Genomic DNA, 25,499 nt, shown 5'->3' with positions numbered 1-25,499 from the left:
TCGGCCCGTGCCGTTGGATGCTCGCCACAACGGGTCGGCTGATCCTTTGGCGACCTGCTCTCTCTGCGATCAGCGCTCGGCGGCGTCCGCGCCGGGGTGCGACGGGAGGTCGTGATCGCCGTGGTCGGTGTCACTCGCCCCCGCCTCGAGCTCCTCGACGGCACGCCCGCGGCGGGTGGCGAGGTCGCCGACGCGGTGCCCGACCCACCCGGCACCGCGGACGACGGTCCCGGCGGCGCCGGCCACCGCGCCGCCCGCGTAACGCGCACCCCGCAGCATCCTGAGTTCGAGCTTCTGTGCACCCGGCACGGGCTCCAACTCGAGAGGCAGATCGAGGGGCGCCGCCCCGAACGCTCGATGCGAGGTCGTGAGCACGCGGCGTCCGAGGATGTGGTTGCCCGCGCCGCCGACGGCGGCGCCGATGCCGAACGGGAGCGCCTTGCCGATGACCGAGGCGCCGCCCTTCGCGGCGAACTGCTTCACGAACATGCCCTTGAGCTGATCGACGAGCGGGCCGACGGCAGCGCGGGGGAGCGACTTGGTGACCAGCTCGCCCCAGTAGGACGATCTGCTCGCGCCCCGACCGGCGACCTGCCCGGCGAGCTGCGCGACCAGGTCGACGCCCTCCTTGCCGAGCATCAGCGTCATCACGAGGGCCCTGGCGCGGTCGGGGTTCGCGACCGCGATGCCGTGCACCTCGGCGACCGACTGGGCGAACAGCGCGGTCGACTCCACGAAGCCCACGGTCTCCACGCCGGAGAGGGCGAGCGTGATCCCGGTGCCTATGCCGGGCACGACGGCGGTCGCGCCGACGGCTGCTCCACCGGTGGTCACCGCTGCGAGGTAGCGACGTTCCAGGATGCGGATGATCTCCGCAGGGGAGGCGTGCGGGTTGCGGAGGCGGATGCTGCGGATGTGCGCCAGGACGAGCGGGCGCTGGATCGACAGCACGCGATCCAGTCCGCGCACCATCAGGGGGTGCTCTGTCGAGCCGACCGGCGGTACGCCCTTGTCCCAGGGGGCGTCGTCCGGGAGCGAATGGATCTTGTGCACCTTGGGGGCCATGCAGCGATCCTAGGGAGCCAGTCCGCGAAAACGCCGAAAGCCCGGCACCGCGCGGGGTGCCGGGCTTTCCGAGCAGGGATCAGACGAAGAGGTTCGCCCGCTCCAGGTCTTCTGCGAAGTCGACCTCGACCGCGTACAGGTCGGAGACGTCCATCGGCTCGAGGAGCAGGCCGTCCTCGGCGATGGCGAGCTCGAGGCCGCGCTCGAAGTAGTCCTGGTCCTCGACGCGCTGCAACTGGCGCATGAACGCCTTCTTGTGCGTCGAGGAGATGTAGTTGATGCCGACGGCTTCGCCGAGGCCGCCCTTGACGGTCTTGGAGAGCTCGTTGATGTAGCCCTCGGCCGTGACGGTGTACTTGACCTCTTCGTCGCTGACCTTCGAGGTGTTCACGGTGACGAAGGACTGGTCGCGCTCGATGTACTCGAGGGCGCGGCCCAGGATCATCGGGTCGAACACGACATCGCCGTTCATCCACAGCACGCCGCCGCGACCGGTGGCGCCGAGCGCGCGGAGCAGGCTCTTCGACGTGTTGGTCTCGTCGTAGCGCTCGTTGTGGACGTAGTTGACGTGCGGGAAGGCGTCGATGATCGTCTCGGCGCGGTAGCCCACCACCGTGGTGATGCGGGCGCTCGAGCCGAAGGCGGCGCGGATGTTGTCGTGCTGCTGGCCCATGATCGTGCGGCCGTCGCTGAGCTCGGTCAGCGGCTTCGGCAGCGCACGGCCGAGGCGCGAGCCCATGCCGGCGGCGAGGATGACGGTCTGAAGAGTCACGAGTGCTCCTAAAGGAAGTTGTGTTCACGGTCGGTTCACCGACCAGACACTTCGTCGTGCCGCGTTCATGCTAGCGATACAGCCTGGGAACCCCGGGGCCAGGGAGGCCCCGTTGTCATTTCGTGACCGAGTACACACCGGACGCACAGGCTGGACAACCCCCTTGCGCATCGGAGGATCTTCGCTCTCGGATCGCCGATTGTCGCGTGGGGCCTTGGCTCGACGCGACCCGTTGATACCGTAGTACGGTGACTGCCTCCCCTGACGACCGCACCGCCCAGGTGGACGAGACCGAGACCGCGAAGAACAAGACATCGGCGAAGCGCGCGCCCGCGAGGAAGCAGAGTTCCGGGGCGGCGACGCCCGAGGAGACGACGACGGGCGGGTCCGCCGCGAAGAAGACGGCGCCGCGCACCGCGGCGAAGCCCGCGACGGCGAAGAAGACCGCCGCGGCACGGAAGCCCACCGCGAAGCAGGCCTCCGGTGCGAGCCGAGCGGCTTCCGGTACGGCCACCGCGGCGAAAGCGGCCGCAGAGAAGGCGGCACCCGCCACAGACGTGGTCGTGGAGCCCCTGAACCGCGCCCTGGCGGAGAACTCCGGCGCGAAGACGAGCGCGTCATCGGCCGCACTGCGGTCCGCGGCTGCTGCGCGTACCGCCGCAGCAAAGAACTCCGCCGCGCGGTCGACCGCGCCGAAGTCGGCATCCACCGCGAGGTCGACGGCCAAGCCTGCCGCGAAGAGCACGGCGGCGAAGACCACGGCAGCCAAGACCACCGCGGCCAGGACCACTCCGCCCAGGACCACGGCCAGCAGCGCCGCGGCGAAGACGGCCGCAGCGAAGTCCGCGGCCGCCAAGGCCGCTGCGACCAAGGCCGCGGCGGCGAAGTCGGCGGCACGATCGACCACCGCGAAGACGACGGCCGCGAAGGCGGCAGCAGCGAAGGCGGCGGCGACGAAGGCGGCCAAGGCCGCGGCAGCCAAGGAAGCCAAGGAAGCCAAGGAAGCCAAGGCGAAGGCCGCCGCGGCCGAGCCGGTCGAGCCGGAAGCGGTCGCGGTGGAGGCCGGACCCGCCTCCGTCGAGACGGCTCCGGAGACGCCCGTCATCGAGTCCACGTCGCAGATCGAGACGCAGTCGGCGACCGAGATCGAGCCCGCTGTCGAGTCTGCGACCGTGGTCGAGCCTGCGGCCGCGGCGGAGAGCGAGCCGGCAGCCGAAGCGGAGCCCGACTCCGCGGCGCCTGTCCTCGTCGAGCCGCCGTCGGAAGTCGAGACGGCGCCCGAGGTCGAGCTCGAGGTCGTGGAGGTCGTCGAGGCCGTCGTGGACTCGGACGATGCGGCCTCCGGCACGATCCGCCCGGACGACGGGGCGTCCGCCGGCGAGGCGATCCGCATCCGCGGGCTGGTGAAGCACTTCGGCGACAACCGCGCGGTCGACGGCATCGACCTCACGGTTCCCGCCGGCTCGTTCTACGGTGTGGTCGGCCCCAACGGCGCGGGCAAGACGACCACCCTCTCCATCGTCGCCGGACTCCTGCGCGCGGACGCCGGAAGCGTCGTGATCTGCGGGATCGACCAGGCCAGCGACCCGCAGGCGGCGAAGCGGGTGATGGGCGTGCTGCCGGATCGGCTCCGCACCTTCGATCGGCTCACCGGCCGTCAGCTCCTCTATTACTACGGACTCCTCCGAGGCCTCACCGCCGACGTGATCGAGAAGCGCGCCGCCGACCTGGCGCGCGCGTTCGACCTCGGCGACGCGCTGAGCCGCGTCGTCTCCGACTACTCGGCCGGCATGACGAAGAAGATCATGCTGGCCGGCGCGATGATCCATTCGCCGCGGGTGCTGGTGCTCGACGAGCCCTTCGAATCCGTCGATCCGGTGTCGTCCGCGGTGATCCTCGACATCCTCCGCGCCTACGTCTCGCACGGCGGGACCGTGATCCTCTCCAGCCACGGCATGGACCTGGTGGAGCGGGTGTGCTCCCGCGTGGCGATCATCGTCGGCGGTGAGGTCCTCGCCGAGGGCACGATCGACGAGGTGCGCGCGGGGCAGACCCTCGAAGCGCGCTTCGTCGAGCTGGCCGGTTCGAGCGGAGAGGTGGAGGGGCTCGAGTGGCTGCACACGTTCTCCGACTGAGGTTCGCCCTCCTCCTGGGCGCGGTGCGGGGCGAACGTCAGATCCGGACGCTCGTGGCGTTCGCGGCCATCGTCGCGATCACGGTCGCCGTGTGTCTGGCCGTGCTCAGCCTGGACAGCGCCCCCGTGCCGGTCGCCCGCGCGGTCACGGTGCTCGGCGGCGCCGCCCTGCTGGTCGGCTTCCTCGTCGGCCCGGTCCTGGTGGGCGCTGTCGACCAGCTCGACCCGCGACGGTTCGCGGTGTTCGGCGTCGACGAGCGGCAGATGCCCTGGGTCCTCGCTCTCGCCTCGCTCGTGAGCGTCCCCAGCCTCGCCCTGCTCGCCGTCTACATCAGCGTGTGCGTCGTCGCGATCAGCGCCGGGGCACCCTGGGCGCTCGCGGTGCTGCTCACGATCGTCAGCGTGCTCACCACCGCTCTCACGTCGCGGATCGGGATGGCGATCAACGCGCTGCTGCTCCCGGAGCGCCGATCTCGCGAGCTCACCGCCCTGTTCGCCCTCGCGCTGATCGTGATCGCCTTCCCCGTCGCGGTGTTCTTCGGATCGCTGCGCTGGGACGGGCTCGTTCCCGACTCCCTGGCCGTCCTGACGACCGCGATCGGCTACAGCCCGTTCGGCGCCGCCCCGGCGTTCCTGTTCTCGGTCGCGGCCGGCGAGGCGGGGGCCGCGTGGGTCAGCGGCATCGTCGCCTTCCTCACCCTCGCCCTGCTCTGGCTCGCGTGGACCTGGGTGGTCCGCCGACTGCTGACGACCACGGAGCGTCCGGTCGCCGCACGGGAGCGCACCGGGCTGGGCTGGTTCGGACTGCTGCCGTCGAACGCCTTCGGCGCGATCGCCGCGCGCAGCCTGGTCTACTGGCTGCGCGACCGCCGCTACATCATGAACATCATCGTGGTGCCGGTCGCCGGCGTGCTCACGGTGCTGCCGCTCATCGTCGCGGGAGTGCCCATCGAGATCGCGGCGCTCGTCCCCGTGCCGGTGATGGCGCTGTTCTTCGGTTGGCTGCCGCACAACGACGTCGCGTACGACTCCACGGCGCTGTGGACGCACGTGGCGAGCGGCGTGCGTGGGCTGCCTGACCGTCTCGGGCGCCTCGTCCCGGTGCTGCTGGTCGCGGTGCCGGTGCTCGCCATCGCGGTGCCCCTGTCCCTCCTGCTGATCGGTGACTGGAGTCTGCTGCTGCCGCTCGGCGGTCTGGCGGCGAGCCTGCTGTTCTCCGCGCTGGGCGTCTCGAGCGTCCTGTCCGTGGTCGCCCCGTATGCGGTCTCGCGACCGGGCGACAGTCCGTTCCAGCAGCCGCAGCGGCCCACCTCGCGGGGCACCTATGGCCCGGCCGCGGCGTTCCTCGGGGCGATCGTGTTCAGCGCACCGACCATCTGGCTGTTCGCCGCCACCATCATCGAGGGCTCGGCGTACGCCCCTGCGACGTTCTGGGTGGGGATCCTCGTGGGGCTGCTGGTGCTGGTGGTCGGCGCCGTCGTCGGCGGACGCATCTTTGAGCGCAGCGGCGAACGCCTCATGGAGTTCGTCGAGACCGCGTGATGCCTGCCCGCAGTGCGCGCGACGCCGGTAGACTCACGGGATGAGTACTCCGCTGGACAGCCCCGATCAGGGCGGCGTGGCAACGCTTGATCGCGAACTGGAAGAGCTTCTCCGCGAAGAGAACCTCGAGCCGGGCGACCATGAGCGCTTCTCGCATTACGTGAAGAAGGACAAGATCCTCGAGTCCGCGATCACCGGCAAGCCGGTGCGCGCACTGTGCGGCAAGAAGTGGACCCCGGGCCGCGACCCGGAGAAGTTCCCGATCTGCCCCACGTGCAAGGAGATCTACGAGTCGATGATCGGCTGACCTCAGTCGGCTTCGACGAAGAGCGTCGGGATCGCCGGGTCGGACTTGCTGAGCGCCAGAGCGCGCACCGGAAGCTCCTCCCGCACCCGCAGGTGGTGCGCCCGCGCCGATGCGGTGCCCGCAGCGCCTTCATGGGCCGTGTCGATCTCGCCCGCTTCGACGAACGTCACCTGCAGCGCGCGGCCGTCCGGGTGCTCCGCCGGGGTGTCCAGCGCCTCGAAGCCGTCGGAGACCACCACCGTCTCGGCGGTCGCGACGCCGTCCTCCAGGGTGCGGAACGCCGCCTTGCGCCCGCCGTGCGATGCCTTGTCGGCCGACGCCTTCGCGACGCCGATCCAGGAGCCGGCGCCGTCCTGTCTCGCCACGAGCTTGTAGACCATGCTCGCGGTCGGGTAGCCGGATCCGGTGACCACCGAGGTGCCGACCCCGTAGGCGTCCACAGGCGAGGCGGCGAGGGCGGCGATGGCGTACTCGTCGAGGTCGCTCGTCACGGTGATCCGGGTGCCCGTCGCGCCGAGTTCGTCCAGCTGCGCACGGACCTCGGCGGCCACGATGGGAAGGTCTCCGGAGTCCAGGCGCACGCCGCCCAGGCCGGTGCCGGCGACGCGGATCGCGGTCTCCACCCCGGTGCGGATGTCGTAGGTGTCAACGAGCAGCGTCGTGTCGAGGCCCATGCTCTCGACCTGTGCGCGGAACGCCTCCTCCTCGGTGTCGTGCAGCAGCGTCCAGGAGTGCGCGGCCGTGCCCATCGTGGGGATGCCCCAGGTGCGACCGGCTTCGAGGTTGCTCGTGGCCCCGAATCCGGCGATGTAGGCGGCGCGGGCTGCGGTGACGGCTGAGCGCTCGGCGGCTCGTCGGGAGCCCATCTCCGCCAGCGGACGCTCCCCGGCGGCGATGCTCATGCGGGACGCGGCGGTGGCGACGGCGGAGTCGTGGTTGAGGACGCTCAGGGCGAGCGTCTCCAGGACGACGGCGTCGGCGAACGTTCCCTCGACCGTCAGGATCGGCGAGCCGGGGAAATAGAGCTCGCCCTCGCGATACCCGCGGATCGAGCCCGTGAACCGGTAGTTCTCCAGATAGGTGAGGGAATCCGCGTCGACGACATTCTCATCCCGGAGGAAGCGCAGCTCGTCGTCCCCGAAGCGGAAGTCCCGCAGCAGCCCGAGCAGGCGCCCGGTGCCGGCGACGACGCCGAAACGGCGGCCCCCGGACAATCGACGGGAGAACAGCTCGAAGACGCTCGGACGGGATGCGGTCCCGTCGCGGAGAGAGGCGGCGAGCATCGTCAGCTCGTAGCGGTCGGTGAGCAGCGCCGTCGACGAGGTCATGCGCTCAGCTTAGTGAGCATGCCGATGCGCGAGGCGGCGCGCACGCGGGTAGGCTGGGGAGTCATGAACGACGCGCCCATCGGGATCTTCGACTCCGGTGTCGGCGGGCTCACGGTGGCGCGGGCCATCCGCGCCCAGCTGCCCCGGGAGTCGTTCGTCTACATCGGCGACACGGCGCACTCGCCGTACGGCCCCAAACCAATTGCCGACGTCCGCCGGTACTCGCTCGAGGTGCTCGACACGCTCGTCGACCAGGGCGTGAAGATGCTCGTGATCGCGTGCAACACCGCCTCTGCGGCGATGCTCCGCGATGCGCGGGAGCGCTACGACATCCCGGTCGTGGAGGTTATCGGCCCCGCGGTGCGGCGTGCCGTCTCCACGACCCGCAACGGCCGCGTCGGCGTGATCGGCACCGTCGGCACGATCGGCTCGCGGGCGTACCAGGACATGCTCGAGGTCAACGAGCGCCTGCAGGTCTTCACGGCGGCGTGCCCGCGATTCGTCGAGTTCGTCGAGGCCGGGGTCACCGGCACGCCCGAGGTGCTCGCGGTCGCGGAGGAGTACCTCGCGCCGCTGCGGGAGGCGGACGTCGACACGCTCGTCCTCGGCTGCACCCACTATCCGTTCCTCCGCGGCGCCATCAGCTATGTCATGGGGGAGGGCGTCACGCTCGTCTCCAGCGACGACGAGACCGCCGGCGACGTGTACCGTCAGCTGGTCCGCGGTGATCTGCTCGCGTCGCCGGACGCCGTGGCCACCTACGTCTACGAGGCCACCGGCGCCTCGACCGATGATTTCACCGCCCTGGCGAACCGGCTGATGGGTCGCGAGGTCCGCGACGTCCAGCTGGTCCAGACGGGCGTGATCGCTCTTCCCGAATCCGCCTTCGAGTAATCGGCGACGCGTCGACCCGACCGACCCGCCCCCTCCGACCCGAGAGAAGCCCATGACCGAAATCGTCCGCGTCGACGGCCGTTCCACCGACCAGCTCCGCGAGATCACCATCGAGCGCGGCTGGAGCAGCCAGGCCGAAGGGTCCGCCCTGATCAGCTTCGGCGGCACCAAGGTGCTCTGCACCGCCTCGTTCACGAACGGCGTGCCGCGCTGGCTCACCGGGAAGGGCAAGGGGTGGGTGACCGCGGAGTACGCGATGCTCCCGCGCGCCACCAACAGCCGCAACGACCGCGAGAGCGTGAAGGGTCGCATCGGCGGCCGGACGCACGAGATCTCGCGTCTGATCGGTCGCGCGCTGCGTGCCGTCGTCGACACCAAGGCGCTCGGCGAGAACACCATCGTGATCGACTGCGACGTGCTGCAGGCCGACGGGGGAACCCGGACCGCGGCCATCACCGGCGCCTACGTCGCGCTGGCCGACGCGATCGAGTGGGGCCGCGACAAGAAGTTCATCGGTCGGAACTCCACCCCGCTGCTCGACTCGGTCGCCGCCGTGTCCGTCGGCATCGTCGACGGCGAGCCCATGCTCGATCTGGCATACACCGAGGATGTGCGCGCGGAGACCGACATGAACGTCGTCGTGACGGGTCGCGGCCTGTTCGTCGAGGTGCAGGGCACGGCCGAGGGCGCCCCCTTCGACAAGCGCGAGCTGGATGCGCTGCTCGAGCTCGGCGTCGCCGGATGCGCCGATCTGAAGGGCCTGCAGCTCGCCGCGCTGGCGGGGGAGTGACGATGCAGGTCGTCCTCGCCACGCACAACCCGCACAAGGTCGCGGAGTTCCAGCAGATCATCGCCCGGACGCGTCCGGATCTCGAGGTCATCGGCTACGACGGCCCCGAGCCGGTCGAGGACGGCGTGACCTTCGCCGAGAACGCGCTGCTCAAGGCGAGGGCGGCCGCGGCGCACACAGGGCTCGCGGCACTCGCCGACGACTCGGGCATCTGCGTCGACGTCCTCGGCGGCTCTCCCGGGGTCTTCTCGGCGTACTGGGCGGGGCAGAAGAAGGACGCCACGGCGAACCTGGAGCTGCTGCTGGACCAGCTGCGCGACATCGCAGACCCGCACCGGACGGCGCACTTCACCTCGACCATCGCCCTCGTCTTCCCGGACGGGCGCGAGGAGGTCGTGGAGGGGCTGTGGCCGGGGCGCCTGGCGCACGCGGCCTCCGGATCCGGGGGGTTCGGCTACGACCCGATCTTCCTCCCCGACGGGCAGCCGGAGGGCGAAGAGCGCTCGGTCGGAGAGTTCACCGCGGAGGAGAAGCAGGCCCAGTCGCACCGCGCCCGGGCGTTCGCCGCGCTGATCCCGCTGCTCGCGGAGCTCTGACCGAGCGGGCCGTCACCGGGGCTCGTGATGATGGTTCTCGTTACCCTTCCCGACTAGCGGAAACAGGCCTCTGACCGGGTCTTCCCGAGCTAGCCTTGAGGCATGCACGATCACGCACCCGCGCCAGGCGGCATCCGCTCGGCAAGCAGCCGGCGCCTCCTGGCGATCTCCCTGTCGCTGACCGCGACCGTCATGATCGTGCAGGTCGTGGGGGCGCTCCTCACCGGGTCGCTTGCGCTCCTCGCCGACGCCGCGCACATGTTCACGGACGCCTCGGCGCTCGTGATCGCCCTCATCGCGGCGACCGTCGCGGCGCGCCCCGCGGATGACCGACGGACGTTCGGCTACCAGCGCGCGGAGGTCTTCGGTGCGCTCATCAACGCGGTCATCCTGATCGCGCTCGCCACCTGGGTCGCGGTCGAGGGCATCGGCCGTCTCGTGAACCCGGGCGAGATCGAGGTGGCCGGCGGACTCATGCTGGTCGTCGCGGTGGTCGGCCTGCTCGCCAACGCGGTGTCGATGTGGCTGCTGAGCCGGGCGCAGCGCACGAGCATCAACGTGCGCGGGGCCTATCTCGAGGTCATGGGCGACCTGATCGGGTCGGCGGCGGTCATCGTCGCTGCGGTCGTGATCCTGGTCACCGGATGGATGCCCGCCGATGCCATCGCCTCGCTGTTCATCGCGGCGATGATCGTCCCGCGCGCGATCGCCCTGCTGCGCGAGGTGTTCTCCGTGCTCGCGGAGTCCGCACCCAAGGGCACAGCGGTGAGTGAGATCAGGACGCATCTGCTCGGCTACGAGGGGGTCGTCGGGGTCCACGACGTGCACGTCTGGCAGCTGACCCGCGGGGCCCCGGTGTTCACGGCACATGTGAGCGTCGAGCCGCAGCTGTTCGCGGACGGCCGCTCGACCCAGCTGCTCACCGACATGCAGGCCTGCCTGGCGGACCACTTCGACGTCGAGCACTCGACGTTCCAGATCGAGCCGGCGGAGCAGTCGGACTGCGAACCGCATCACGCCTGACGGTCGCTCGGCCGGGGCGGGTCAGGAATCGACGACGATCTCCTCCGGCGTCTTGTCGGGACGCAGCCCGCGCCAGCGGGCATGACGCAGCACCCCGTCGGGCGTCCAGTTCGCGAACTCGACCTCACCGACGAGCTCGGGACGCACCCAGAGCGCGTCCGACGCATCGGGAGCGGGAACCCCGTCGAGCGGGGCCTTCGGAACCCGGAGCGGTTCCAGCCGGTCGAGCAGGTCACGCAGGATGCGGTCGGTGAACCCGGTGCCGACGCGCCCCACATAGCGCAGCGCCCTCCGTCCGGCGCTCTCTTCCGGCACTGCGAGCAGCAGCGAACCGAGGGTGCTCTCGCGCCCGCCCTTGCCGGGACGGATGCCGACGATCACGGCCTCCTGCATCCGGGTGTGCTTGAGCTTGAGCCAGGACGGGGAACGCTGCCCCGGACGGTAGCGCGACGAAGGATCCTTGGCCACGACACCTTCCAGACCGAACTCCCGGCTGGCCGCGAGGGCGGCGTCGACATCGTCGAACACCGGCGGCACCTGTACGGGCGCGTCCAGACCGGCGACCACGTCTTCCAGGAGCGTGCGGCGCTCGCGCAGCGGCAGGCCGGTGAGGTCGTGCCCGTCGAGGCGCAGCAGGTCGAACAGCATGTACACGATCGGGGTGCGCACGACCTCGCGTTCGATCTCCCGCGGGCGGGTGAGGTGCATGCGGTTCTGCAGCAGAGAGAAGCTCGGGCGGCTCTGCGCGTCGAACGCGACGATCTCGCCGTCGACCACCGCGTCGGAGACGGGGAGGAACGGCGCTCCGTCGGCCGTGAGCTCGGGGTAGCGGGCCGTGATGTCGGTCCCGCGGCGGGCGTGCAGCAGCATCCGTCCATCCGCCCACGTGCCGATCGCGCGGATGCCGTCCCACTTCACCTCGACCCACGACGGATCGCTCAACGTGCGCGCGATCGCGGGCGTGCCGTTCTCCGCGAGCATGGGGGCGAGCGTCGCCGCGGTCGTCGGTCCCGCCGAGGCCACGGGGGTGCTCAGGGGGCGCCGCGCGGACCGCCGGGAAGGAGTCGCGGTCGCCGCCGCTGGGGGCGCGAGAGGAGCGGCGTCTGCCATCGGGCGCAGCGCGGCGAGCGGGTCCTGTCCCGCCGCGGCCCGTGCGAGCACCTGGTCGAGGTCGAGCTGGGCGAGCTGCGGGTCGTCGAGCTCCTCCCAGGTGCGGGGGGCCGCGACCCAGGGCTGTGCCCGGCCGCGCAGGGAGTACGGCGAGATGGTGGTCTTCTTGCCGTTGTTCTGGCTCCAGTCGAGGAACACCTTGCCGCCGCGCTCCGCCTTCGCCATGACGCTCGTGGCGAGGTCGGGGTGGTCGTTCTCGATCAGTCGCGCGAGCTCCTTCACGACGGCGGAGATCTCGGCGCTGGTCTGCTCCCCGGGAAGAGCCGCGTACAGGTGGATGCCCTTGCTGCCGCTCGTGACCGGGAACGGGTCGAGGCCCATGCCGGTGAGGATCCTGCGCGCGATGCGGGCGACCTCGGCGCACTGCGCGAGTCCGACACCCGGTCCCGGGTCGAGGTCGAGCACGAGCCGGTCGGGACGGCCGGGCAGCCCGTCCGGAGCGAAGCGCCACTGCGGCACGTGCAGCTCGATCGCAGCCACCTGCGCAAGCCAGACGAGGGTCGGGACGTCCTCGACGAGGGGGTACTCCTTCGGTCCGTCCGAGTGCTCGATCGCCTGCCGCGGGATCCACTCCGGTGCGCCCGGCTCCAGCTGCTTCGTGAAGAAGGCGTCGCCCGGCGCATCCGTCGTTCCGACGCCCTCCACCCAGCGCTTGCGGGTGACGGGACGCCCGTCGAGCAGGGGGAGCAGCAGCGGTGCGATGGCCGTGTAGTAGGCGATGATCTCGCCCTTGGTGGTGCCGGTGGACGGATACACGATCTTGTCGAGGTTGGTCACCCGCAGCCGGCGTCCGTCGATCTGCACGACCTGCCCTTGTCCGACCATGGAGCCAGCGTAGTCAAGGGTCTGGCCGCGGCACGTCCGACTGGTGTTCACTGGGCTCATGAGAACGATCTGGAAGGGCGCACTGACGTTCGGGCTCGTGAACGTGCCGGTGAAGGTGTACTCCGCGACCGAGGACCACGACGTGCCGCTGCATCAGGTGCACGACAAGGACGGCGGTCGCATCCGCTACCAGCGCACGTGCGAGGTGTGCGGCGAGACCGTCGCCTACGCCGACATCGATCGCGCCTACGTCGACGAGGGCCAGACCGTCGTGCTGACGAAGGACGATCTCGCCTCGCTCCCCGCGGAGAAGAGCCGCGAGATCGACGTCGTGGAGTTCGTGCCCTCCGATCAGGTCGACCTGCTCACGCTCGACAAGCCGTACTACCTGGAGCCGGACTCGAAGTCGCCGAAGGCGTACGTGCTGCTGCGCAAGACGCTGGAGCAGACGGATCGGACCGCGATCGTGCGGTTCACCCTGCGCCAGAAGACCCGTCTCGCCGCGCTCAGGGTGCGGGGCAAGGTGCTCGTGCTGCAGACGCTCCTGTGGGCGGACGAGGTCCGCGACGCGGCTTTCCCCGCCCTCGACGAGGACGTGCGGATATCGAAGAAGGAACTCGAGCTCTCGGCCTCGCTCGTCGACAGCTACTCCGCCGACTTCGATCCCGAGGAGTTCGTGGACGAGTATCAGAAGGAGCTGCGCACGCTCATCGACGCGAAGATCGAGGCGGGCGACACGTTCGACGTGGCCGAGACGTTCGGCGAAGCCGAGAAGGCGGCCGAGGGCGGCGAGGTCATCGACCTCATGGAGGCGCTGCGCGCGAGCGTCGCCCGTTCCAAGGAGGAGCGGGCGAAGAACGCGGGCTGACGGATACCGGGCGGCCGCGGCCGCCCGAGAGTCAGTGCTTGCCGTCGCCGTCCAGGTCGGGAGCGCGGTCGAACACCTCGGTGTCGAGGACGAGCTCCTCCGCCTCTTCGTGGTCGGTCACGACGTCCTCGCCCGCCGCGGCGGCCTTCTTCGCCTTGTGCCGCTCGGAGAGGTAGTGCCACAGCGTGACGAGCGCCGTGCCGCCGACGGCGGCAAGCAGGATCAGGTCGATGTAGTCCTCGACGAACTTCGCGACCGGAGGGATGAACCCGATCACATAGCCGAACATCGTGAGGCCGAAGCCCCACAGGACGGCGCCGATCAGGTTGTAGAGCGTGTATCGACGCCAGGGCATGTGCCCGACGCCCGCGGCCACGGGGGCGAAGGTGCGCACGATCGGCACGAAACGGGCAAGGATCACGGTGATGCCGCCGAAGCGCTCGAAGAACGCGTTGGTGCGCTCGACGTTCTTCTTGCTGAAGAGGCCGGATTCCTTGCGCTCGAAGACCGCTGGGCCGCCCTTGTGGCCGATCACGTAGCCGACCTCACCGCCGACGAAGGCGGCGAGACCGATGAGGAGTGCGACGAACCACACGTTGATGCCGAACACGCCATGATCCGATCCGGCGATGGGGTGCGAGAGAAGGCCCGCGATGACGAGCAGGGTGTCGCCCGGGAGGAGGAACCCGACGAGCAGACCGGTCTCGGCGAAGATGATGAAGCACACCACCAGGAGGGCCCACGGTCCGGCGGTCCCGATGATCGTCGCGGGGTCGAGCCAGGGGATGAGGGCGGTCGGTGCGTGCAGCATGGATTCGAGCACTGGCGGGATTCCCGTCGGTCGTGATGGTCGGCGGCAGAGCGGAGCGACATCCGGGCGGCCTCACGACGGCACCATCGTCTCTCGTGCGGAAGGTGGGACTTGAACCCACACGCCCTGGGGCACAGGAACCTAAATCCTGCGTGTCTGCCAATTCCACCACTCCCGCGCGGTGGGATCAGTCTACTGACCTGGGAAACCGCATATCTGGGGATCAGCCCGCAGTTCGCGGACCGCGGTGGTCCGCCTCTCAGCCGAGAGCGCTCATGCCGGGCAGGCCGGGTTCCTCGGGGTTCGGGGCGAGCGGTTCCGCCGGGTTCGGGGCGAGGGGCTCCTCGGGGTTCGGCGCGAGAGGCTCCTCCGGGTTCGGGGCGAGCGGCTCGTCGGGGATGTGCGGAGAGGGCTCGTCGGGGGTGGAGGGAGGCGGGAAGGTGTCGGTCATGACCGTTCCTTTCGTGTGGGGGTGGCTGGTACGAGCCACTTCAGCAGCGTCGACGCGTGACGTCTGCACCCTTGCGTTTCGACGGAGGATGTGGGCGATTCGCGGGCGCGGCTGTGGATAACGTCGGCAGCGATATCGCGATCCTTGCGAGGATGCCGGGGTGAATCACCTCTCCGCCCAGGTCGCCGAACGCGTGCGCTCCCGGTTGCGCGCCGAGGGGGTCGATCCGTCCGTCGACCCGGATGCGGCCTGGCGGATCACGCGGTCGGAGGTGCGTCGCCACGACGACCTCGCGCTGGCACGGGGGGACGCCTTGATCGAGGACGAGGCCGCATGCATGCGGGAGGTGCTGGCTTCGCTGAGCGGTTTCGGTGCCCTGCAGCCGCTGCTCGACGATCCGGAGATCGAGGAGATCTGGCTCAACGGCGACGGACGGGTGCATGTCGCCATTGGTGGTGCGGCGCGACAGACGGGTCTCCAGCTCGAGGAGGCGGCGGTCCGGGATCTGGTCGAGCGGATGCTCCAGTCCACGGGGCGTCGCGTCGATATCAGCCAGCCTTTCGTCGACGCCTCGCTCCCGGACGGCTCGCGCCTGCACGTGGCCATCGCCGACGTCGTGCGGGGCTCCTGGGTCGTCAACATCCGCAAGTTCCTGCCGAACTACCGCTCTCTCGACGCTCTCGCGCAACAGGGCATGCTGGGCTCCGGTGCGGCGCGGCGGCTGAGCGACGCGATGAACGCGGGGCGCACGGTGATCGTGTCGGGTGCGACGCACGCGGGCAAGACCACGATGCTCGGAGCCTTGCTCGCCTCGTGTGCGCAGTCGCAGCGGATCATCACGGTGGAGGAGACGTTCGAGCTCGCCGTCGAGGGGCCGGACCTGGTGGCTCTGCAGGGGCGGCAGGCGGGTCTCGAGGGCACGGGCGAGATCACGCTGCGCCGACTGGTGAAGGAGGCGCTGCGCATGCGACCGGATCGCCTGGTCGTCGGCGAGGTGCGCGATGCGGAGGCGCTCGACCTCGTGCTCGCGCTCAACACCGGCGTGCCGGGCGCGTGCACGGTGCACGCGAACTCCGCGACGGAAGCGCTCGAGAAGCTCAGCATCCTTCCCCTGCTCGCCGGCCGGAACATCGATCGCGCGTTCGTCGCGCCCGCGCTCGCCGCGTCGATCGACCTGGTGGTTCACTGCGTGCGCGACCGCACGGGGCATCGCCGCGTGCAGGAGATCATCGCCCCGACGGGCGAGGTCGAGGGCGGGCGCATCCTCGTCCGGAGCATCGAACCGGCTGTGTCGCCACCGGACGAGGTCGGAGAGAACGGCGGGACGCGCTTTCCTGTCGGGGTGTCAGCGTGACGGTCTTCGTCGGTGCGCTGCTCGCAGCGGGGATTCTGCTCTGCCTGTCGCCGTGGATGTGGCCGCCCCAGGAGGACACGACGGTCGCAGCTTCCCACGGTCGGCTGGTCCGGCTCGCGGAGGAGGCGGGTCTGGAGGCCCTGTCGCAGCGGACGCTGACCGCGGTGATGATCACCGTCGGCGGGGTGGCCGCGTCCGTCGTCTGGCTGCTGACCGGACTCGCTGTGCTCGGGGTGCTCGCCGGGGTCGCCGCAGCGGCGGCGCCGATCGTCTTCCTCCGGGGGCGTCGTTCGCGTCTCCGCCGGATGCGGCGACAGCTCTGGCCCGACGTCTGCGACCTGCTCATCGCGTCGATCCGGGTCGGACTCTCGCTTCCGGACGCGGTGGCGAGCCTCGCGGAGTCCGCGCCGGCGATGCTCCGGCCCGCGTTCGTCGTGTTCGCGCGAGACCTGCGAGCGAGCGGTCGATTCGAGACGAGCCTCGATCGGCTGAAGTCCACCCTGGCTGATCCGCTGGGCGATCGGATCGTGGAGACGTTGCGCATGGCACGTCAGGTCGGCGGCACTGAGCTGGTCAGTGTGCTCCGAGCCCTGTCCACCTCGGTCCGAGCGGATGCGGCCCTGCGCGGAGAGGTCGAGGCGCGGCAATCCTGGATCCGCGGTGCGGCGGTCCTCGGTTCGATCGCTCCGTGGGTGATCCTCGGGCTGCTCGTCCTCCGACCGGAGGGCGCCGAAGCGTATGGCACACCGGAGGGCGTGCTCGTCATCTGCGCCGGGGCGGTGACGTCGTTCCTCGCGTTCCGGATCATGGTCCGCATCGGTCGCCTTCCGGAACCGCGGCGGTGGTTCGGATGAGCGGGCTCTCGGTCCTCGCCACTGCCGCGCTCATCGGCGGCGGATTCGCGGCGGGAGTCCTGAGCATGCTCGCGGCGCTACCGCGATGGCGGGCGCCCTCCCTCGCGCTTCGCATCGGACCGTATGTGCGCGATGTCGTGCCGGACGAACGACTGCCTCGAGCGGTTCTGCCCGCGGTCGGCGTTCTGCCCGCCGGCGGGCGAGCCCTGTGGGAGGCTCTCCGGCGCCGGTTCGAGCGTCTACTCGGCGGCGGCGAGACCCTGCGGCTGCGACTCACACAGGCCGGTCTGCAGAGGGACCCGGCGTCTTTCCGAGGCCGCCAACTGGGATGGGCGCTCGGCGGGATCGCTGCGGGTGCCGTCGTCGTGACGGCGCTCGCCGTGACCGGGCGGTTGTCCGTGCCGACGACCGTCTTGCCGCTGCTCTGCGGTGCGGGAGCTGCCGCCGCATACGATGCGCAGCTCTCCGCACGAGCCAAGGCCCGACGAGCGCGGCTCTCCGACGAGCTTCCGACCACGCTGGAATTCCTGGCGCTGTGCCTCTCTGCGGGGGAGGGCTTCCTGGACGCGCTGCGTCGGGTGACCGCGGTCGGCTCAGGGGAGCTTACCGGGGAGCTCCGCCGGGTGGTGCTCGCGGTGGGTACGGGATCGCCGCTCGCCGACGCCCTCGGAGAGATGCAGCGACGCCTCGATCTGCCGGCGCTGTCCCGCGCGATCGACCAGGTGATCGCCGCGCTCGAGCGCGGCGCACCGCTCGCGGCGGTGCTGCAGGCGCAGGCCGGGGACGCCAGGGAGGAAGCGAAACGCACGCTCATCGAGCAGGCCGGGCGCAAGGAGATCCTGATGCTCCTGCCCGGCACAAATGGGAAAAGGTACCTTGCCGGTAGGTGAGATAGCTGATTCCCAGCCGGAGGCGTCGTCAGCCGTTGTTGCTCTCGTCCGCCGGAGCGGTCTCATCGAACAACCCGCCGACCACTTCGTCGGTCACTGGCGTGCGGTAGTTCAGCACTTGGAGCGACACACGAGCCAGATCAGCGATTGATGCTCCGGATGCCGCTATCACGAGCGCGTTATCGAACTTCACCTCTATCTCGGTGGTGCCGTCTTCCTGAGGCGCTTTCGTCCGCAGCACAACCTCGTTGACCGTGTATGAATCATCCAAACTGTCTGTGACCTTCTGGATGTCGCTCCGGATATCTGGACTTCGCTCGGCGTTCAGAATCACTGAGCGGGTAATCCCGCGCAGATCGATACGTGCCAGACGGTCTGACGCAACCGCGTCCTTGATTCGCTCCCACGTCGCACTCGAGGTGCCGTCTCTGCCCTTGCTCGCTAGTTGCCCGTTATGGGCGAGGGAGAGTCGTTGTTCTTCGACATCGATCCCCAGTGCTCCGCCATTCCGGAATGACCAGTAGTCGGAGCGGAGGGAGTAGGTCTCATCTCCTTCAACCGGGGTTGCAACACCCACGTAGGCCCACTTCGCACTCCAGCGACCTGCGTTCGCCTTAACGAGTGGGGTCAGATCCATGTCGGCCAGATCCGCGCGAATGTTCTCTAGCTCGGCGAACGTGACGTAGTCGCCAAGGTGACGCCAGAACTGAGTATTCTCTATCGCCGCGTCTTGTCTAAGAAGCCAAGGGACCAGGTGGCGGAGCTCTGCGATCGAGAGCTTCCCGCCGACGAGAGGGCTTTCCTCTCCATCGAGAAGTGAGAAATCTGGGTCGAGGGCGAGCGCTATTAGCTGAGAGGTCCGTGTGATTCGTGCGGCAGCATCCTCGCTGAAACTCTCCGAGATGAGCAGTTCGCGTGCAGTCGGCTCAGCCGCTTGGGTTGATTCCACTAGTGATGTGGCGCGGCCTTCATCGATGAGGCCACGTCCGCCCCTGATGAAGTTCGCCCGCACAAGATCGGCGAGGGGGCTCCCGGATGACTCTTCGCCGCGGATTACGTCCACCGCGGTGGGATCAGTTACCAAGGTTCGAACACTGCTTGCCGTCTCCCGAAGGACAGTCTCGGCCCGACTGTCTTCCCGCTCGCGGGTATCCAGCGACATGAACACCGGGTGTCTCTCGGCCAAGTAATCGACGTCATCGGCGTCAACAACTGACTGGTAGCTGTGGCGAAGGAAGATTGCTCGGGTGGCCCTCTCGCGCGGCCAGGTGAGGACTAAATCAGGAATAGCCGAGTGGTTGAAATAGGAGGTGTCCTCGATCACTGCAGACGAATCGAGGGACTCCAGCTCCGCGGACACCGCTGACTTAACCCGAGAGATGTAGTCATCAGCAACGCGGGTGTCCTTCGCGGCTTTGAGCGTCTCGACAAACGTCACAGCGTCGGTACCTTTCGTTTCAGTGGCCCCATAACAAGCTGGACCTCCTCGTGGGTGAGGCTGATGTCAAGCTGACGGTGATTCATCACCAGCACCCAGATCCGGGAGGCTACGGTCCGGAGCAGCTCGTCGTCTACCGTTGTGGCTCCGAGCACTCCGGGATACTTGCCAAGTGCGGTTTTTACTTCATCAGGCGTTGCGAGCTTTCCCCATCCGGCCTGATTAAACGGGTGAGTGCTCACCCACATGAACTCGGCCTTCTGGTCCTTCGCGACCTGGATCCGCCGCGCGGTCGCACTATAAGCGTTGGCGAGGAACTCTTGATACGCCGAGTACAGTCTGGACACATTCGTGTCGTCCTTGTTTTCAACGTAGACGGGTCGGCGGTTCGGGCCGAGCATGGAGCCGTACATGTCGAACACCTTTGTTCCCGAAAGTAGTTCTAGCTCGCACATGCCTTCATCTTCGTAGGCATTGAACTGGAGCTCGACAAAAGTTGTCGCCTCCAACCACCGCTTGGTGTGCGCGACTCCCCGTCGCCCCTTTTCCTGAGTCGCCTCTGCTGACATGGCCCAACCATAGCGGCTCCAAAGTTGCGTTCTACGGAACCGCGTACTGGAGAGTCGGATATCAGCCCCGCTGACCATCCCCTCGTGGTTGAGGCTTGCGGTCGTTCTCGGTCACCCGCTTGAACACCTTCTCGACGTCGGGCCGTGCGGGCGGCGGGGGCGGCGGGGGAGGGGTGTCATCGCTCACGGTTGGCTCTTCGGCTTGCCGTGCTCGGTGGCCATGACTTCCTTGAAGACGACCTCCACGTCTGGTCGTGTTGAGGCGGGGGCGGAGGACGGCTTCTGGTCGTCGCTCATCGCGTCTCCATGGGCGTGTCGTCGCTGTGGGTCAGCGTCTGCATCACCATCGACACGTCAGGGCGTGGCCGGGGCTTGGGTGCTGACTGGGGCTTGGGCGGGTTCGGCTTCGTCATGTTCACTCCAGATTGGGCTAACTGCATTGAGGGTTACTACAACAAGAGTCGTCACGAGACCGGCGAGCACGAGGCCGAAACCCCAGTTCGTCAGCTTCGCTCGTTCCTCGTTCTGCGCGTCGCGGTTGGTGACCTCACGTGCCTTGACCTCAAGCACATTGTCTTCCAGCTCGTCAGCGGGCATGTCGGCATCCACCCACGCATCGACAACATCGCGAGCGGACGGTAAGTCAATCTTTCGTGGCCACAGGGCGGCCGTCGCCACAGCTACGGCGGCAACGGTGAGTCCGAACGGTACGAGCCCAACGAGCCAGGTATCAGTGGTTACTAGCGAGAGTCCGGTAACCGACGCCAGCACACCCGCGACCACCACGATGAATGACGCTTTCGTGTCGATGGTCCGCGACCGGTCGGCGGATGCGCCCCGGAGAACGTCGAGTTCGGCGTTAAGTACGCGGATCCGTTTCGCGCGCTCCTGGGAAGAGCGACGGGTCTTCCGCCAGCTCTTCATCCATGGTGGTGGAGCAGCCATGTGCTCAGCATAGATGCGATGTCCGACATCGAGAGATGTTCGCCGGTGTGGCTACGCCGACCGCGTCGCGCCGCACTCCGGGCACTGCCAGATAGGCTCGCCGTCCACCTCGGCGGGTTCCATGCGTTGCACGCACCGGAGGCAGTTTGGAGTGCTCAGCACCTCATCGCGGAGCCGTCGCAACTCTCGCTGACGGTCGAGATCGTCCATGTCACTAGGCTACGCAAGCGTCCTGGCTAGAGTTCCAGCATGGACTTCTGGAATACCTTCTGGGCGACGATGTGGGGCGCGCTCGGCGGCGCGATCGTGGGTGCTCTGGCGGCATGGCTCTTCTCGCTTGATTTACGCCGTCGCGCGCGGGAGGACCGAGCGCAGGAGCGCGAACAGGATCGACTCGATCGAGAGGCCGAACGCGCTCTAGACCGCGAAGCTCGCAGCGCAGAGCGAGAGGAACAAAGGGACTGGGAGTACGACGAGCGCATTCGCCGTGAGTGGCCCCGTGTCATAGAGGCCACGCGCCACTTCGCTAACGCTAGTCGAGCCGTATACGACGCGATGCGTACGAACCAGTCGGTCGGGAACGGGTTCGAGCAGTACCGTATCGCGATGGTGTCGCTCACACAGCGGCTGTTCGAGGCTGCGACCATCGCGAAGGACGCGGAGCATCGCGTAGTCAACGCGATTGGGGGTCTCACGGCAACCACCCCCGCTTACTCGAACGTGCAAATTCGATCGATGGATCAAGTGGTTGATGCGCTAGCCGCCTACACGACTGCTTCGCCCGCCCGCAGGGCCTCAGCGATTCTCACGTTGGAGTCGACGCTCAGGGAACTGGTGGCTACTGCGCAACGAGAGACCGCGGAGTTCTTGGCAGGAGAAGGCCTCGGGGCGTTAGATCGCTGATGTTGGCGGCAAGAAGTGCTCCGTGGGTAGCCGCCCATCCGGGCAGATTCATACGGTGCCGCGCTAGCCAGCAGGGGTCTTCCCGCACTCCATACCTAGGGGTCTCACCTCTACGCAGTCGTGCACAGCCGGGTCGTAGAAGACGACGCCTTCGGGTAGGACCGGGCCGGGCTCGCCGAAGTGCCAGCGGTAGTCGTTGGGGCACCCCTCGGTGCCGTAGCACTCGAAACCGTCCGGGTAGATGATCCACGGTGTGGTGTTTGCCGCCCACTGGGGTAGCTCGGTCAGGTAGTCCGGGGTCGGTGTGGGGCTGACGGTCGGCGTAGAGTCAGCCGACTGCGGCGTGGTCGAGGCGGCGCATCCGGCAAGAGCGGTCACGGCTAGCGCGAGTGCGGCGACGGTCGTTGCAAACTTGGCTCTGCGAGGCATGTTGCTCCTTGGTTGATGTGACTTATAGTCGACAGGTTGGCCGTTATCTTAGCTAGCCTCACTCAGTTGGCGACAGCTGCAGGCGCCTGTGCCGCTCGACGCAGATCCGGCCCGTAGTGCTTGTTCCACCAGGTGTTATGAGAGCAGTACTGGCACTTCTTGAAGAACGGCAGGTAGAGAAGGCCGACTCCGGCCGTGCAGACCCCAATCGTCCACAGGGTTGCCATTCGCCCAACGTGCGCTCCGCCCTTCTCGCATGACTTGCAATCAACGCAGCCCTTCTGGCTGAAGACGTTCAGATGGTTCGACACTCTCTGCACCTTTCGTAAATGTGACTCATAGTCCGTGGACTCATTGTCAGCTTAGCGCGAGCGTTGGAAGATGCCCGTTCCACCTCACAGAGCCGCGTTCGGTGCGCGCGTGCGCGAACTCAGGACCGGGCGCGGTTGGTCACAGGAAGACTTCGCGCACCGTGCGAACCTCGACCGCACATACGTCTCCGGCATCGAGCGCGGTACTCGTAACCCAACCCTGGACATCATCCAAAAGCTGGCCCAGGCTCTCGACGTGCCAGCGGCTGACCTCCTCGCCTAGAACTGCGAGAGTCCCATGGCCAGTCGACTCGGGGTCTCTTGTGAGGGTCGTATGCGGTCACGGCTTTGACAGCTGGAGGAGGCGGTCGGCAGGTGCGGCACACGTCGTAGTCGTACGTTTCCGCCTGACCTGACCTGAACTGCGGCTGCCCGCCAGTGCTATGAACCCTCGACCTCGGACACCGTACGAACGCCGTCACGGTCGAGTGCTTCGACAAGGTCAGGCAGGGTGGTGTAGATGTTCGGCTTCACTTTGCGTCGAGTCAACAGTTGCGCCATCTGGCGACCAGTTGACCGCTCGGCTGCGACGTAGTCGCAGTAAGCGGCAGCGCAAGTCAGGAACATGATGTCGTTGAGATCGTTGGGTAGCCATCGACGGTTCGGATCGCGATGCCGCTCGCCCATGATCGCGGTGTACAGGCCTCCGAAGCGAGTATCGGTCACCGCGTCAGCCAGGTCCGTCGGATTGAGGCGACCCACCAGCGTGGAGGGGTCACCAATGAGAGAAAGAGCGGACGACATCAAGCCTTCGTTGTCCTGGATAGCCGCCCACGTGGCCGCCGATGCCCGTTGTTCACGCGACATCGAAGCCATCCACTTAGCAATGTCGCCGTTGCTTTCGGCCCACCGCGTGGGAGGTGCACCGGCGATTGGGGCAGGGTCGATCAGCATGGAGACAAGCACCGAAGGCCAGGTGAGAGCGTCCATAAACTGGCGCATGCTGTCGCTCAGATCGGCCCCTGCTGCGGACCCGACGCGGTCACCAAATATGCTTCTGGGTGCGAGCGTGACCGCGTCAGCCGCCGGAACGGGCGCATCCAGAGAGAGCCGCTCGGCAAACCACGCGGCGAACTCCCGGCGTCGGAGCTCGAGGGGGTCGCGGAGTTGCCAACCGCCGCTGAGAGATGCAATAGCGATGCCGACCTCGTAGCGCCTGTCCCCGAACAACGCGGCTGTCTCTTGCATCGTCGCTGAGGAGAGGGGGAGCCGGATGCCACCATCATGGCCAAGCTTCATGATCCGCTGAGCGGCGGTGAGGTCCGCTTCGGACAGAGCCTCGGGCTTGACCAGTGCCTTTGCGATCGTGCTCCAGTGGAGCTGGTCAAGGTATACCGATGGCCGACCCTTCACGGGGTCACCGACCGGACTCCATACCTCGCAGAAGACGAGGTGACCTTTCTCGGTCTCGGTGGTCAGCCACCAACGGTCCCAATCAAAGAATGATCGCGCGATCTGGTTGCTAGGGCGTCGCTCGTCCGCGTCCATAGGAGCAACGTGCTCTTCGCCCGATTGCATGACGATGCGGATCTGCTTCGCCCGCCAGTCAAGGACCCACATGCTGTAGTCGTCTGCTGACAGCGTGAACTTGTGCCCTTCGCGCTCGGTCATCTCAACATGATCTCAGTGCGCGCCGACATTCGAAGCCGGCGACGGGCTGCCCTTGCATGTCTCTGCGCGCGTCTCTCAGCGTCCCGCTGGGTCGCCAGCAGCGCTTGGCCTAGGTGCCAGGTAGCCTCAGGCCCGCAAGAGACCCCCAGGAGCGTTTCCCAGAGGACTCGGTGCGGGGTGATCAGTCGGAGAGAGGCGCGCCGTCGATGCGTGCGTATGCCGACTGCATCTCGGCGGTAACGTCGGTGCCCAGCGCGCGTACCTGAGTCAGGCTCGGTTGGCGTCCAGCTACATGAGGGACGAACCGCACGTGCTCCTCGATCAGATCAGCCTCGACCTCGTATGCCTCCGCGATCTCGAACTCCAGGTTGAACAGCAGGAACACCGCCGTGTGGTAGCCCGCGCTCCGGAACGGGCTGAACTTCGCCCCGGCTCCAGCCGCGCGGTTTGCCATCGCCTTGACCTGGATGCGGTGCCCGGACTCGGTCGTGATGTCGTGTGACTTGGTCGAGTTGGGTTCGAGCACTCCGCCGCGTGCCAGCCACACGACGTACTCCGCGATGTCTCCCAGTGGCTTGTTGTTGGTCCGCACCAGATCGCGACGCCGAAGCTCCTTCACGACGCTGGCCTCCAGCAGCAGCAGATGCTTCACCGACAGTCGAGTGACGTCGGGCAGGCCGACCCGTTCGGTGCCGCTGTCGTTCAGATTGCTCATGTTGGTGCTCCTCTGTCGATCAGTCTGCCGGAAGGGTCAGACGGTGACGGTCGCCGTGGCTGAGGCGTATGCGCGGCGCACTGTGGACTCATGCCAGCGCGGTAGGCCGGTAGGCGACAGCACACCCTCAGCCGTGAGGGCATCTGCGATACGGCAGAAGCTAAGGCGGTGCTCCTCCCGGCTGGTGACGATGCGCCGGAGCACGCCAGCCGGGATAGCGGTGCGTCGTCCGTTGTGCTCGCCCCGTGCCTTGCGTGCGGCCAGCGCCTCACGGGTGCGAGTAGCGATCAGGTCACGCTCCAGCTCGGCGAAGGTGGCGAGCATGTTGGCCATGGCCCGTCCGCCCGGCGTGGTTAGGTCGAGCGCGTTGTCCAGCACTACAAGCGCCCAGCCCTGCGTGACTGCCGAGTCGATGATGGCGGATGCATGCCGCACGCTACGGGCGAGGCGGTCGAGCTTGGCAACCATCAACCCGTCGAACTGCCCCGCGGACAGCATGTCGAGGCCACGGCGCAACTCAGGGTTGACATGCTTACCTGAGCATCCCAGGTCGCGGAAGAACTCGAAGGTCCAGCCCCGGCGCTCGCACGCCTCCTTGATAGAGGCCTCTTGTGCTTCGACTCCCAGCCCGGACCGCTCCTGCTCCTCGGTGCTGACGCGGACGTATCCGATCATGTGCTTGCTCATCGCGTGGTCTCCTTCGGGTCCGGCAGAAATGTCCGACATCGCCTTGTGCCTGAAACTTTTGCTGACGCCTGATGAGCACCGCAAATTACTGAATCCATGCGGCCATGGACGTGCATGCTGACGACATGCAAGAGACCCCCGGATCGTGACCAGGGGT

General features: G+C 67.9%; 26 protein-coding genes and 1 tRNA gene. 13 read left to right on the top strand and 14 right to left on the bottom strand.

Going from position 1 to position 25,499, the window contains the following annotated elements; genetic code table 11:
• Positions 1 to 69 precede the first annotated feature (69 nt).
• Together CSX12_RS12330 and CSX12_RS12325 are read right to left on the bottom strand one after the other, a co-directional pair.
• Positions 70 to 1,065: a hypothetical protein gene (locus tag CSX12_RS12330; protein WP_124895975.1), complete on the bottom strand. Its 996-nt coding sequence runs from the start codon at positions 1,063 to 1,065 to the stop codon at positions 70 to 72.
• A gap of 79 nt (positions 1,066 to 1,144) precedes the next feature.
• A complete protein-coding gene (locus tag CSX12_RS12325; protein WP_017202503.1) occupies positions 1,145 to 1,837 on the bottom strand; it encodes an NTP transferase domain-containing protein in 693 nt (230 codons plus the stop codon).
• A 248-nt stretch (positions 1,838 to 2,085) separates the two neighbouring features.
• Between CSX12_RS12325 and CSX12_RS18915 the strand changes: the two genes are divergently transcribed.
• Genes CSX12_RS18915 through CSX12_RS12310 form a run of 3 tightly spaced genes read left to right on the top strand, consistent with a single transcriptional unit; the run spans position 2,086 to position 5,820 of the window.
• Entirely contained in the window at positions 2,086 to 3,972 is a 1,887-nt protein-coding gene (locus CSX12_RS18915) for an ABC transporter ATP-binding protein (protein ID WP_346773341.1), read from the top strand.
• Positions 3,948 to 5,513 carry a hypothetical protein gene (locus CSX12_RS12315; RefSeq protein ID WP_124895974.1) on the top strand — a complete coding sequence of 522 codons (1,566 nt, stop codon included), beginning with the start codon at positions 3,948 to 3,950 and terminating at the stop codon, positions 5,511 to 5,513. The genes CSX12_RS18915 and CSX12_RS12315 overlap by 25 nt, the downstream gene beginning before the upstream one ends.
• Positions 5,514 to 5,553: 40 nt before the next feature.
• Positions 5,554 to 5,820 carry a DUF3039 domain-containing protein gene (locus tag CSX12_RS12310; RefSeq protein WP_026049764.1) on the top strand — a complete coding sequence of 89 codons (267 nt, stop codon included), beginning with the start codon at positions 5,554 to 5,556 and terminating at the stop codon, positions 5,818 to 5,820.
• 2 nt (positions 5,821 to 5,822) lie between these two features.
• On the opposite strand, the gene CSX12_RS12305 is transcribed toward CSX12_RS12310, so the two are convergent.
• A complete protein-coding gene (locus tag CSX12_RS12305) occupies positions 5,823 to 7,148 on the bottom strand; it encodes a nicotinate phosphoribosyltransferase (protein WP_124895973.1) in 1,326 nt (441 codons plus the stop codon).
• 63 nt (positions 7,149 to 7,211) lie between these two features.
• On the opposite strand from CSX12_RS12305, the gene murI reads away from it, so the two are divergent.
• The 4 genes from murI to CSX12_RS12285 all read left to right on the top strand — a co-directional run bounded on the left by murI (position 7,212) and on the right by CSX12_RS12285 (position 10,451).
• Positions 7,212 to 8,042, top strand: a complete 831-nt coding sequence (gene murI, locus CSX12_RS12300) for a glutamate racemase (protein ID WP_026049763.1) — start codon at positions 7,212 to 7,214, stop codon at positions 8,040 to 8,042.
• A 52-nt stretch (positions 8,043 to 8,094) separates the two neighbouring features.
• The gene (rph, locus tag CSX12_RS12295; protein ID WP_017202497.1) at positions 8,095 to 8,832 is read left to right on the top strand and encodes a ribonuclease PH; all 738 of its coding nucleotides are present in this window, start codon (positions 8,095 to 8,097) and stop codon (positions 8,830 to 8,832) included.
• A gap of 2 nt (positions 8,833 to 8,834) precedes the next feature.
• On the top strand, positions 8,835 to 9,428 hold the full coding sequence (gene rdgB / locus CSX12_RS12290) for an RdgB/HAM1 family non-canonical purine NTP pyrophosphatase (protein WP_124895972.1): 594 nt from the start codon (positions 8,835 to 8,837) through the stop codon (positions 9,426 to 9,428).
• 102 nt (positions 9,429 to 9,530) lie between these two features.
• Positions 9,531 to 10,451: a cation diffusion facilitator family transporter gene (locus tag CSX12_RS12285; RefSeq protein WP_017202495.1), complete on the top strand. Its 921-nt coding sequence runs from the start codon at positions 9,531 to 9,533 to the stop codon at positions 10,449 to 10,451.
• A gap of 21 nt (positions 10,452 to 10,472) precedes the next feature.
• Here CSX12_RS12285 and ligD read toward each other — a convergent pair whose 3' ends face one another.
• Positions 10,473 to 12,446 (bottom strand): non-homologous end-joining DNA ligase, encoded by a 1,974-nt coding sequence (gene ligD, locus CSX12_RS12280; RefSeq protein WP_124895971.1) that lies wholly within the window; start codon positions 12,444 to 12,446, stop codon positions 10,473 to 10,475.
• Positions 12,447 to 12,504: 58 nt separating this feature from the next.
• On the opposite strand from ligD, the gene CSX12_RS12275 reads away from it, so the two are divergent.
• Positions 12,505 to 13,314 (top strand): Ku protein, encoded by an 810-nt coding sequence (locus CSX12_RS12275; protein WP_017202493.1) that lies wholly within the window; start codon positions 12,505 to 12,507, stop codon positions 13,312 to 13,314.
• A gap of 31 nt (positions 13,315 to 13,345) precedes the next feature.
• Here the strand turns inward: CSX12_RS12275 and CSX12_RS12270 are convergent, their stop codons facing one another.
• The 3 genes from CSX12_RS12270 to CSX12_RS12260 form a co-directional block, all read right to left on the bottom strand.
• Positions 13,346 to 14,125, bottom strand: a complete 780-nt coding sequence (locus tag CSX12_RS12270) for a VTT domain-containing protein (protein WP_040568421.1) — start codon at positions 14,123 to 14,125, stop codon at positions 13,346 to 13,348.
• A gap of 96 nt (positions 14,126 to 14,221) precedes the next feature.
• Positions 14,222 to 14,303 (bottom strand) — tRNA-Leu (locus CSX12_RS12265).
• Between the two features lie 81 nt (positions 14,304 to 14,384).
• Positions 14,385 to 14,576, bottom strand: a complete 192-nt coding sequence (locus CSX12_RS12260; RefSeq protein ID WP_017202491.1) for a hypothetical protein — start codon at positions 14,574 to 14,576, stop codon at positions 14,385 to 14,387.
• Between the two features lie 160 nt (positions 14,577 to 14,736).
• Here CSX12_RS12260 and CSX12_RS12255 point away from each other — a divergent pair, with 160 nt between their 5' ends.
• From CSX12_RS12255 to CSX12_RS12245, 3 genes are read left to right on the top strand one after another with little or no spacing between them, the layout of a single operon-like run.
• Entirely contained in the window at positions 14,737 to 15,930 is a 1,194-nt protein-coding gene (locus tag CSX12_RS12255; protein WP_241160452.1) for an ATPase, T2SS/T4P/T4SS family, read from the top strand.
• Complete coding sequence (locus tag CSX12_RS12250) at positions 15,927 to 16,784, top strand: type II secretion system F family protein (RefSeq protein ID WP_124895970.1); 858 nt, start codon at positions 15,927 to 15,929, stop codon at positions 16,782 to 16,784. The genes CSX12_RS12255 and CSX12_RS12250 overlap by 4 nt, the downstream gene beginning before the upstream one ends.
• Positions 16,781 to 17,674 (top strand): type II secretion system F family protein, encoded by an 894-nt coding sequence (locus tag CSX12_RS12245; RefSeq protein ID WP_124895969.1) that lies wholly within the window; start codon positions 16,781 to 16,783, stop codon positions 17,672 to 17,674. Before CSX12_RS12250 ends, CSX12_RS12245 begins: the two co-directional genes overlap by 4 nt.
• Positions 17,675 to 17,702: 28 nt before the next feature.
• Here the strand turns inward: CSX12_RS12245 and CSX12_RS12240 are convergent, their stop codons facing one another.
• The 3 genes from CSX12_RS12240 to CSX12_RS12230 all read right to left on the bottom strand — a co-directional run bounded on the left by CSX12_RS12240 (position 17,703) and on the right by CSX12_RS12230 (position 20,626).
• A complete protein-coding gene (locus tag CSX12_RS12240) occupies positions 17,703 to 19,112 on the bottom strand; it encodes a hypothetical protein (RefSeq protein WP_124895968.1) in 1,410 nt (469 codons plus the stop codon).
• Positions 19,109 to 19,681: a hypothetical protein gene (locus CSX12_RS12235; protein WP_124895967.1), complete on the bottom strand. Its 573-nt coding sequence runs from the start codon at positions 19,679 to 19,681 to the stop codon at positions 19,109 to 19,111. The genes CSX12_RS12240 and CSX12_RS12235 overlap by 4 nt, the downstream gene beginning before the upstream one ends.
• A 354-nt stretch (positions 19,682 to 20,035) precedes the next feature.
• Positions 20,036 to 20,626 (bottom strand): hypothetical protein, encoded by a 591-nt coding sequence (locus CSX12_RS12230; protein WP_124895966.1) that lies wholly within the window; start codon positions 20,624 to 20,626, stop codon positions 20,036 to 20,038.
• 249 nt (positions 20,627 to 20,875) lie between these two features.
• On the opposite strand from CSX12_RS12230, the gene CSX12_RS12225 reads away from it, so the two are divergent.
• Positions 20,876 to 21,529: a hypothetical protein gene (locus CSX12_RS12225; protein WP_124895965.1), complete on the top strand. Its 654-nt coding sequence runs from the start codon at positions 20,876 to 20,878 to the stop codon at positions 21,527 to 21,529.
• A 63-nt stretch (positions 21,530 to 21,592) separates the two neighbouring features.
• Here CSX12_RS12225 and CSX12_RS12220 read toward each other — a convergent pair whose 3' ends face one another.
• Positions 21,593 to 21,958, bottom strand: coding sequence for a hypothetical protein (locus CSX12_RS12220; protein WP_124895964.1), 366 nt, complete (start codon positions 21,956 to 21,958; stop codon positions 21,593 to 21,595).
• A 381-nt stretch (positions 21,959 to 22,339) separates the two neighbouring features.
• Between CSX12_RS12220 and CSX12_RS18910 the strand changes: the two genes are divergently transcribed.
• Positions 22,340 to 22,552: a helix-turn-helix transcriptional regulator gene (locus CSX12_RS18910; protein ID WP_124895963.1), complete on the top strand. Its 213-nt coding sequence runs from the start codon at positions 22,340 to 22,342 to the stop codon at positions 22,550 to 22,552.
• Positions 22,553 to 22,710: 158 nt separating this feature from the next.
• Here CSX12_RS18910 and CSX12_RS12210 read toward each other — a convergent pair whose 3' ends face one another.
• The 3 genes from CSX12_RS12210 to CSX12_RS12200 form a co-directional block, all read right to left on the bottom strand.
• Positions 22,711 to 23,940 carry a hypothetical protein gene (locus CSX12_RS12210; protein ID WP_124895962.1) on the bottom strand — a complete coding sequence of 410 codons (1,230 nt, stop codon included), beginning with the start codon at positions 23,938 to 23,940 and terminating at the stop codon, positions 22,711 to 22,713.
• A gap of 181 nt (positions 23,941 to 24,121) precedes the next feature.
• Positions 24,122 to 24,655, bottom strand: a complete 534-nt coding sequence (locus tag CSX12_RS12205; RefSeq protein WP_124895961.1) for a hypothetical protein — start codon at positions 24,653 to 24,655, stop codon at positions 24,122 to 24,124.
• Positions 24,656 to 24,691: 36 nt separating this feature from the next.
• Positions 24,692 to 25,342 carry a recombinase family protein gene (locus CSX12_RS12200; RefSeq protein ID WP_204974091.1) on the bottom strand — a complete coding sequence of 217 codons (651 nt, stop codon included), beginning with the start codon at positions 25,340 to 25,342 and terminating at the stop codon, positions 24,692 to 24,694.
• Positions 25,343 to 25,499 lie beyond the last annotated feature (157 nt).

The organism is Microbacterium sp. Y-01 (assembly GCF_003856715.1).
Taxonomy (GTDB): Bacteria; Actinomycetota; Actinomycetes; order Actinomycetales; family Microbacteriaceae; genus Microbacterium; species Microbacterium algeriense.
Note: the sequence above shows the minus strand (reverse complement) of the source record. Positions and strands in the feature narration are given on the sequence as shown.

Excerpts from the sequence above, each read along its gene's own strand:
- CSX12_RS12330 (WP_124895975.1), bottom strand. The coding sequence starts at position 1,065 with ATGGCCCCCAAGGTGCACAAGATCCATTCGCTCCCGGACGACGCCCCC.
- CSX12_RS12310 (WP_026049764.1), top strand. The coding sequence starts at position 5,554 with ATGAGTACTCCGCTGGACAGCCCCGATCAGGGCGGCGTGGCAACGCTT.
- CSX12_RS12305 (WP_124895973.1), bottom strand. The coding sequence starts at position 7,148 with ATGACCTCGTCGACGGCGCTGCTCACCGACCGCTACGAGCTGACGATG.
- murI (WP_026049763.1), top strand. The coding sequence starts at position 7,212 with ATGAACGACGCGCCCATCGGGATCTTCGACTCCGGTGTCGGCGGGCTC.
- rph (WP_017202497.1), top strand. The coding sequence starts at position 8,095 with ATGACCGAAATCGTCCGCGTCGACGGCCGTTCCACCGACCAGCTCCGC.
- rdgB (WP_124895972.1), top strand. The coding sequence starts at position 8,835 with ATGCAGGTCGTCCTCGCCACGCACAACCCGCACAAGGTCGCGGAGTTC.
- CSX12_RS12285 (WP_017202495.1), top strand. The coding sequence starts at position 9,531 with ATGCACGATCACGCACCCGCGCCAGGCGGCATCCGCTCGGCAAGCAGC.
- ligD (WP_124895971.1), bottom strand. The coding sequence starts at position 12,446 with ATGGTCGGACAAGGGCAGGTCGTGCAGATCGACGGACGCCGGCTGCGG.
- CSX12_RS12275 (WP_017202493.1), top strand. The coding sequence starts at position 12,505 with ATGAGAACGATCTGGAAGGGCGCACTGACGTTCGGGCTCGTGAACGTG.
- CSX12_RS12270 (WP_040568421.1), bottom strand. The coding sequence starts at position 14,125 with ATGCTGCACGCACCGACCGCCCTCATCCCCTGGCTCGACCCCGCGACG.
- CSX12_RS12260 (WP_017202491.1), bottom strand. The coding sequence starts at position 14,576 with ATGACCGACACCTTCCCGCCTCCCTCCACCCCCGACGAGCCCTCTCCG.
- CSX12_RS12245 (WP_124895969.1), top strand. The coding sequence starts at position 16,781 with ATGAGCGGGCTCTCGGTCCTCGCCACTGCCGCGCTCATCGGCGGCGGA.
- CSX12_RS12235 (WP_124895967.1), bottom strand. The coding sequence starts at position 19,681 with ATGTCAGCAGAGGCGACTCAGGAAAAGGGGCGACGGGGAGTCGCGCAC.
- CSX12_RS12230 (WP_124895966.1), bottom strand. The coding sequence starts at position 20,626 with ATGGCTGCTCCACCACCATGGATGAAGAGCTGGCGGAAGACCCGTCGC.
- CSX12_RS12225 (WP_124895965.1), top strand. The coding sequence starts at position 20,876 with ATGGACTTCTGGAATACCTTCTGGGCGACGATGTGGGGCGCGCTCGGC.
- CSX12_RS12220 (WP_124895964.1), bottom strand. The coding sequence starts at position 21,958 with ATGCCTCGCAGAGCCAAGTTTGCAACGACCGTCGCCGCACTCGCGCTA.
- CSX12_RS18910 (WP_124895963.1), top strand. The coding sequence starts at position 22,340 with ATGCCCGTTCCACCTCACAGAGCCGCGTTCGGTGCGCGCGTGCGCGAA.
- CSX12_RS12210 (WP_124895962.1), bottom strand. The coding sequence starts at position 23,940 with ATGACCGAGCGCGAAGGGCACAAGTTCACGCTGTCAGCAGACGACTAC.
- CSX12_RS12205 (WP_124895961.1), bottom strand. The coding sequence starts at position 24,655 with ATGAGCAATCTGAACGACAGCGGCACCGAACGGGTCGGCCTGCCCGAC.
- CSX12_RS12200 (WP_204974091.1), bottom strand. The coding sequence starts at position 25,342 with ATGAGCAAGCACATGATCGGATACGTCCGCGTCAGCACCGAGGAGCAG.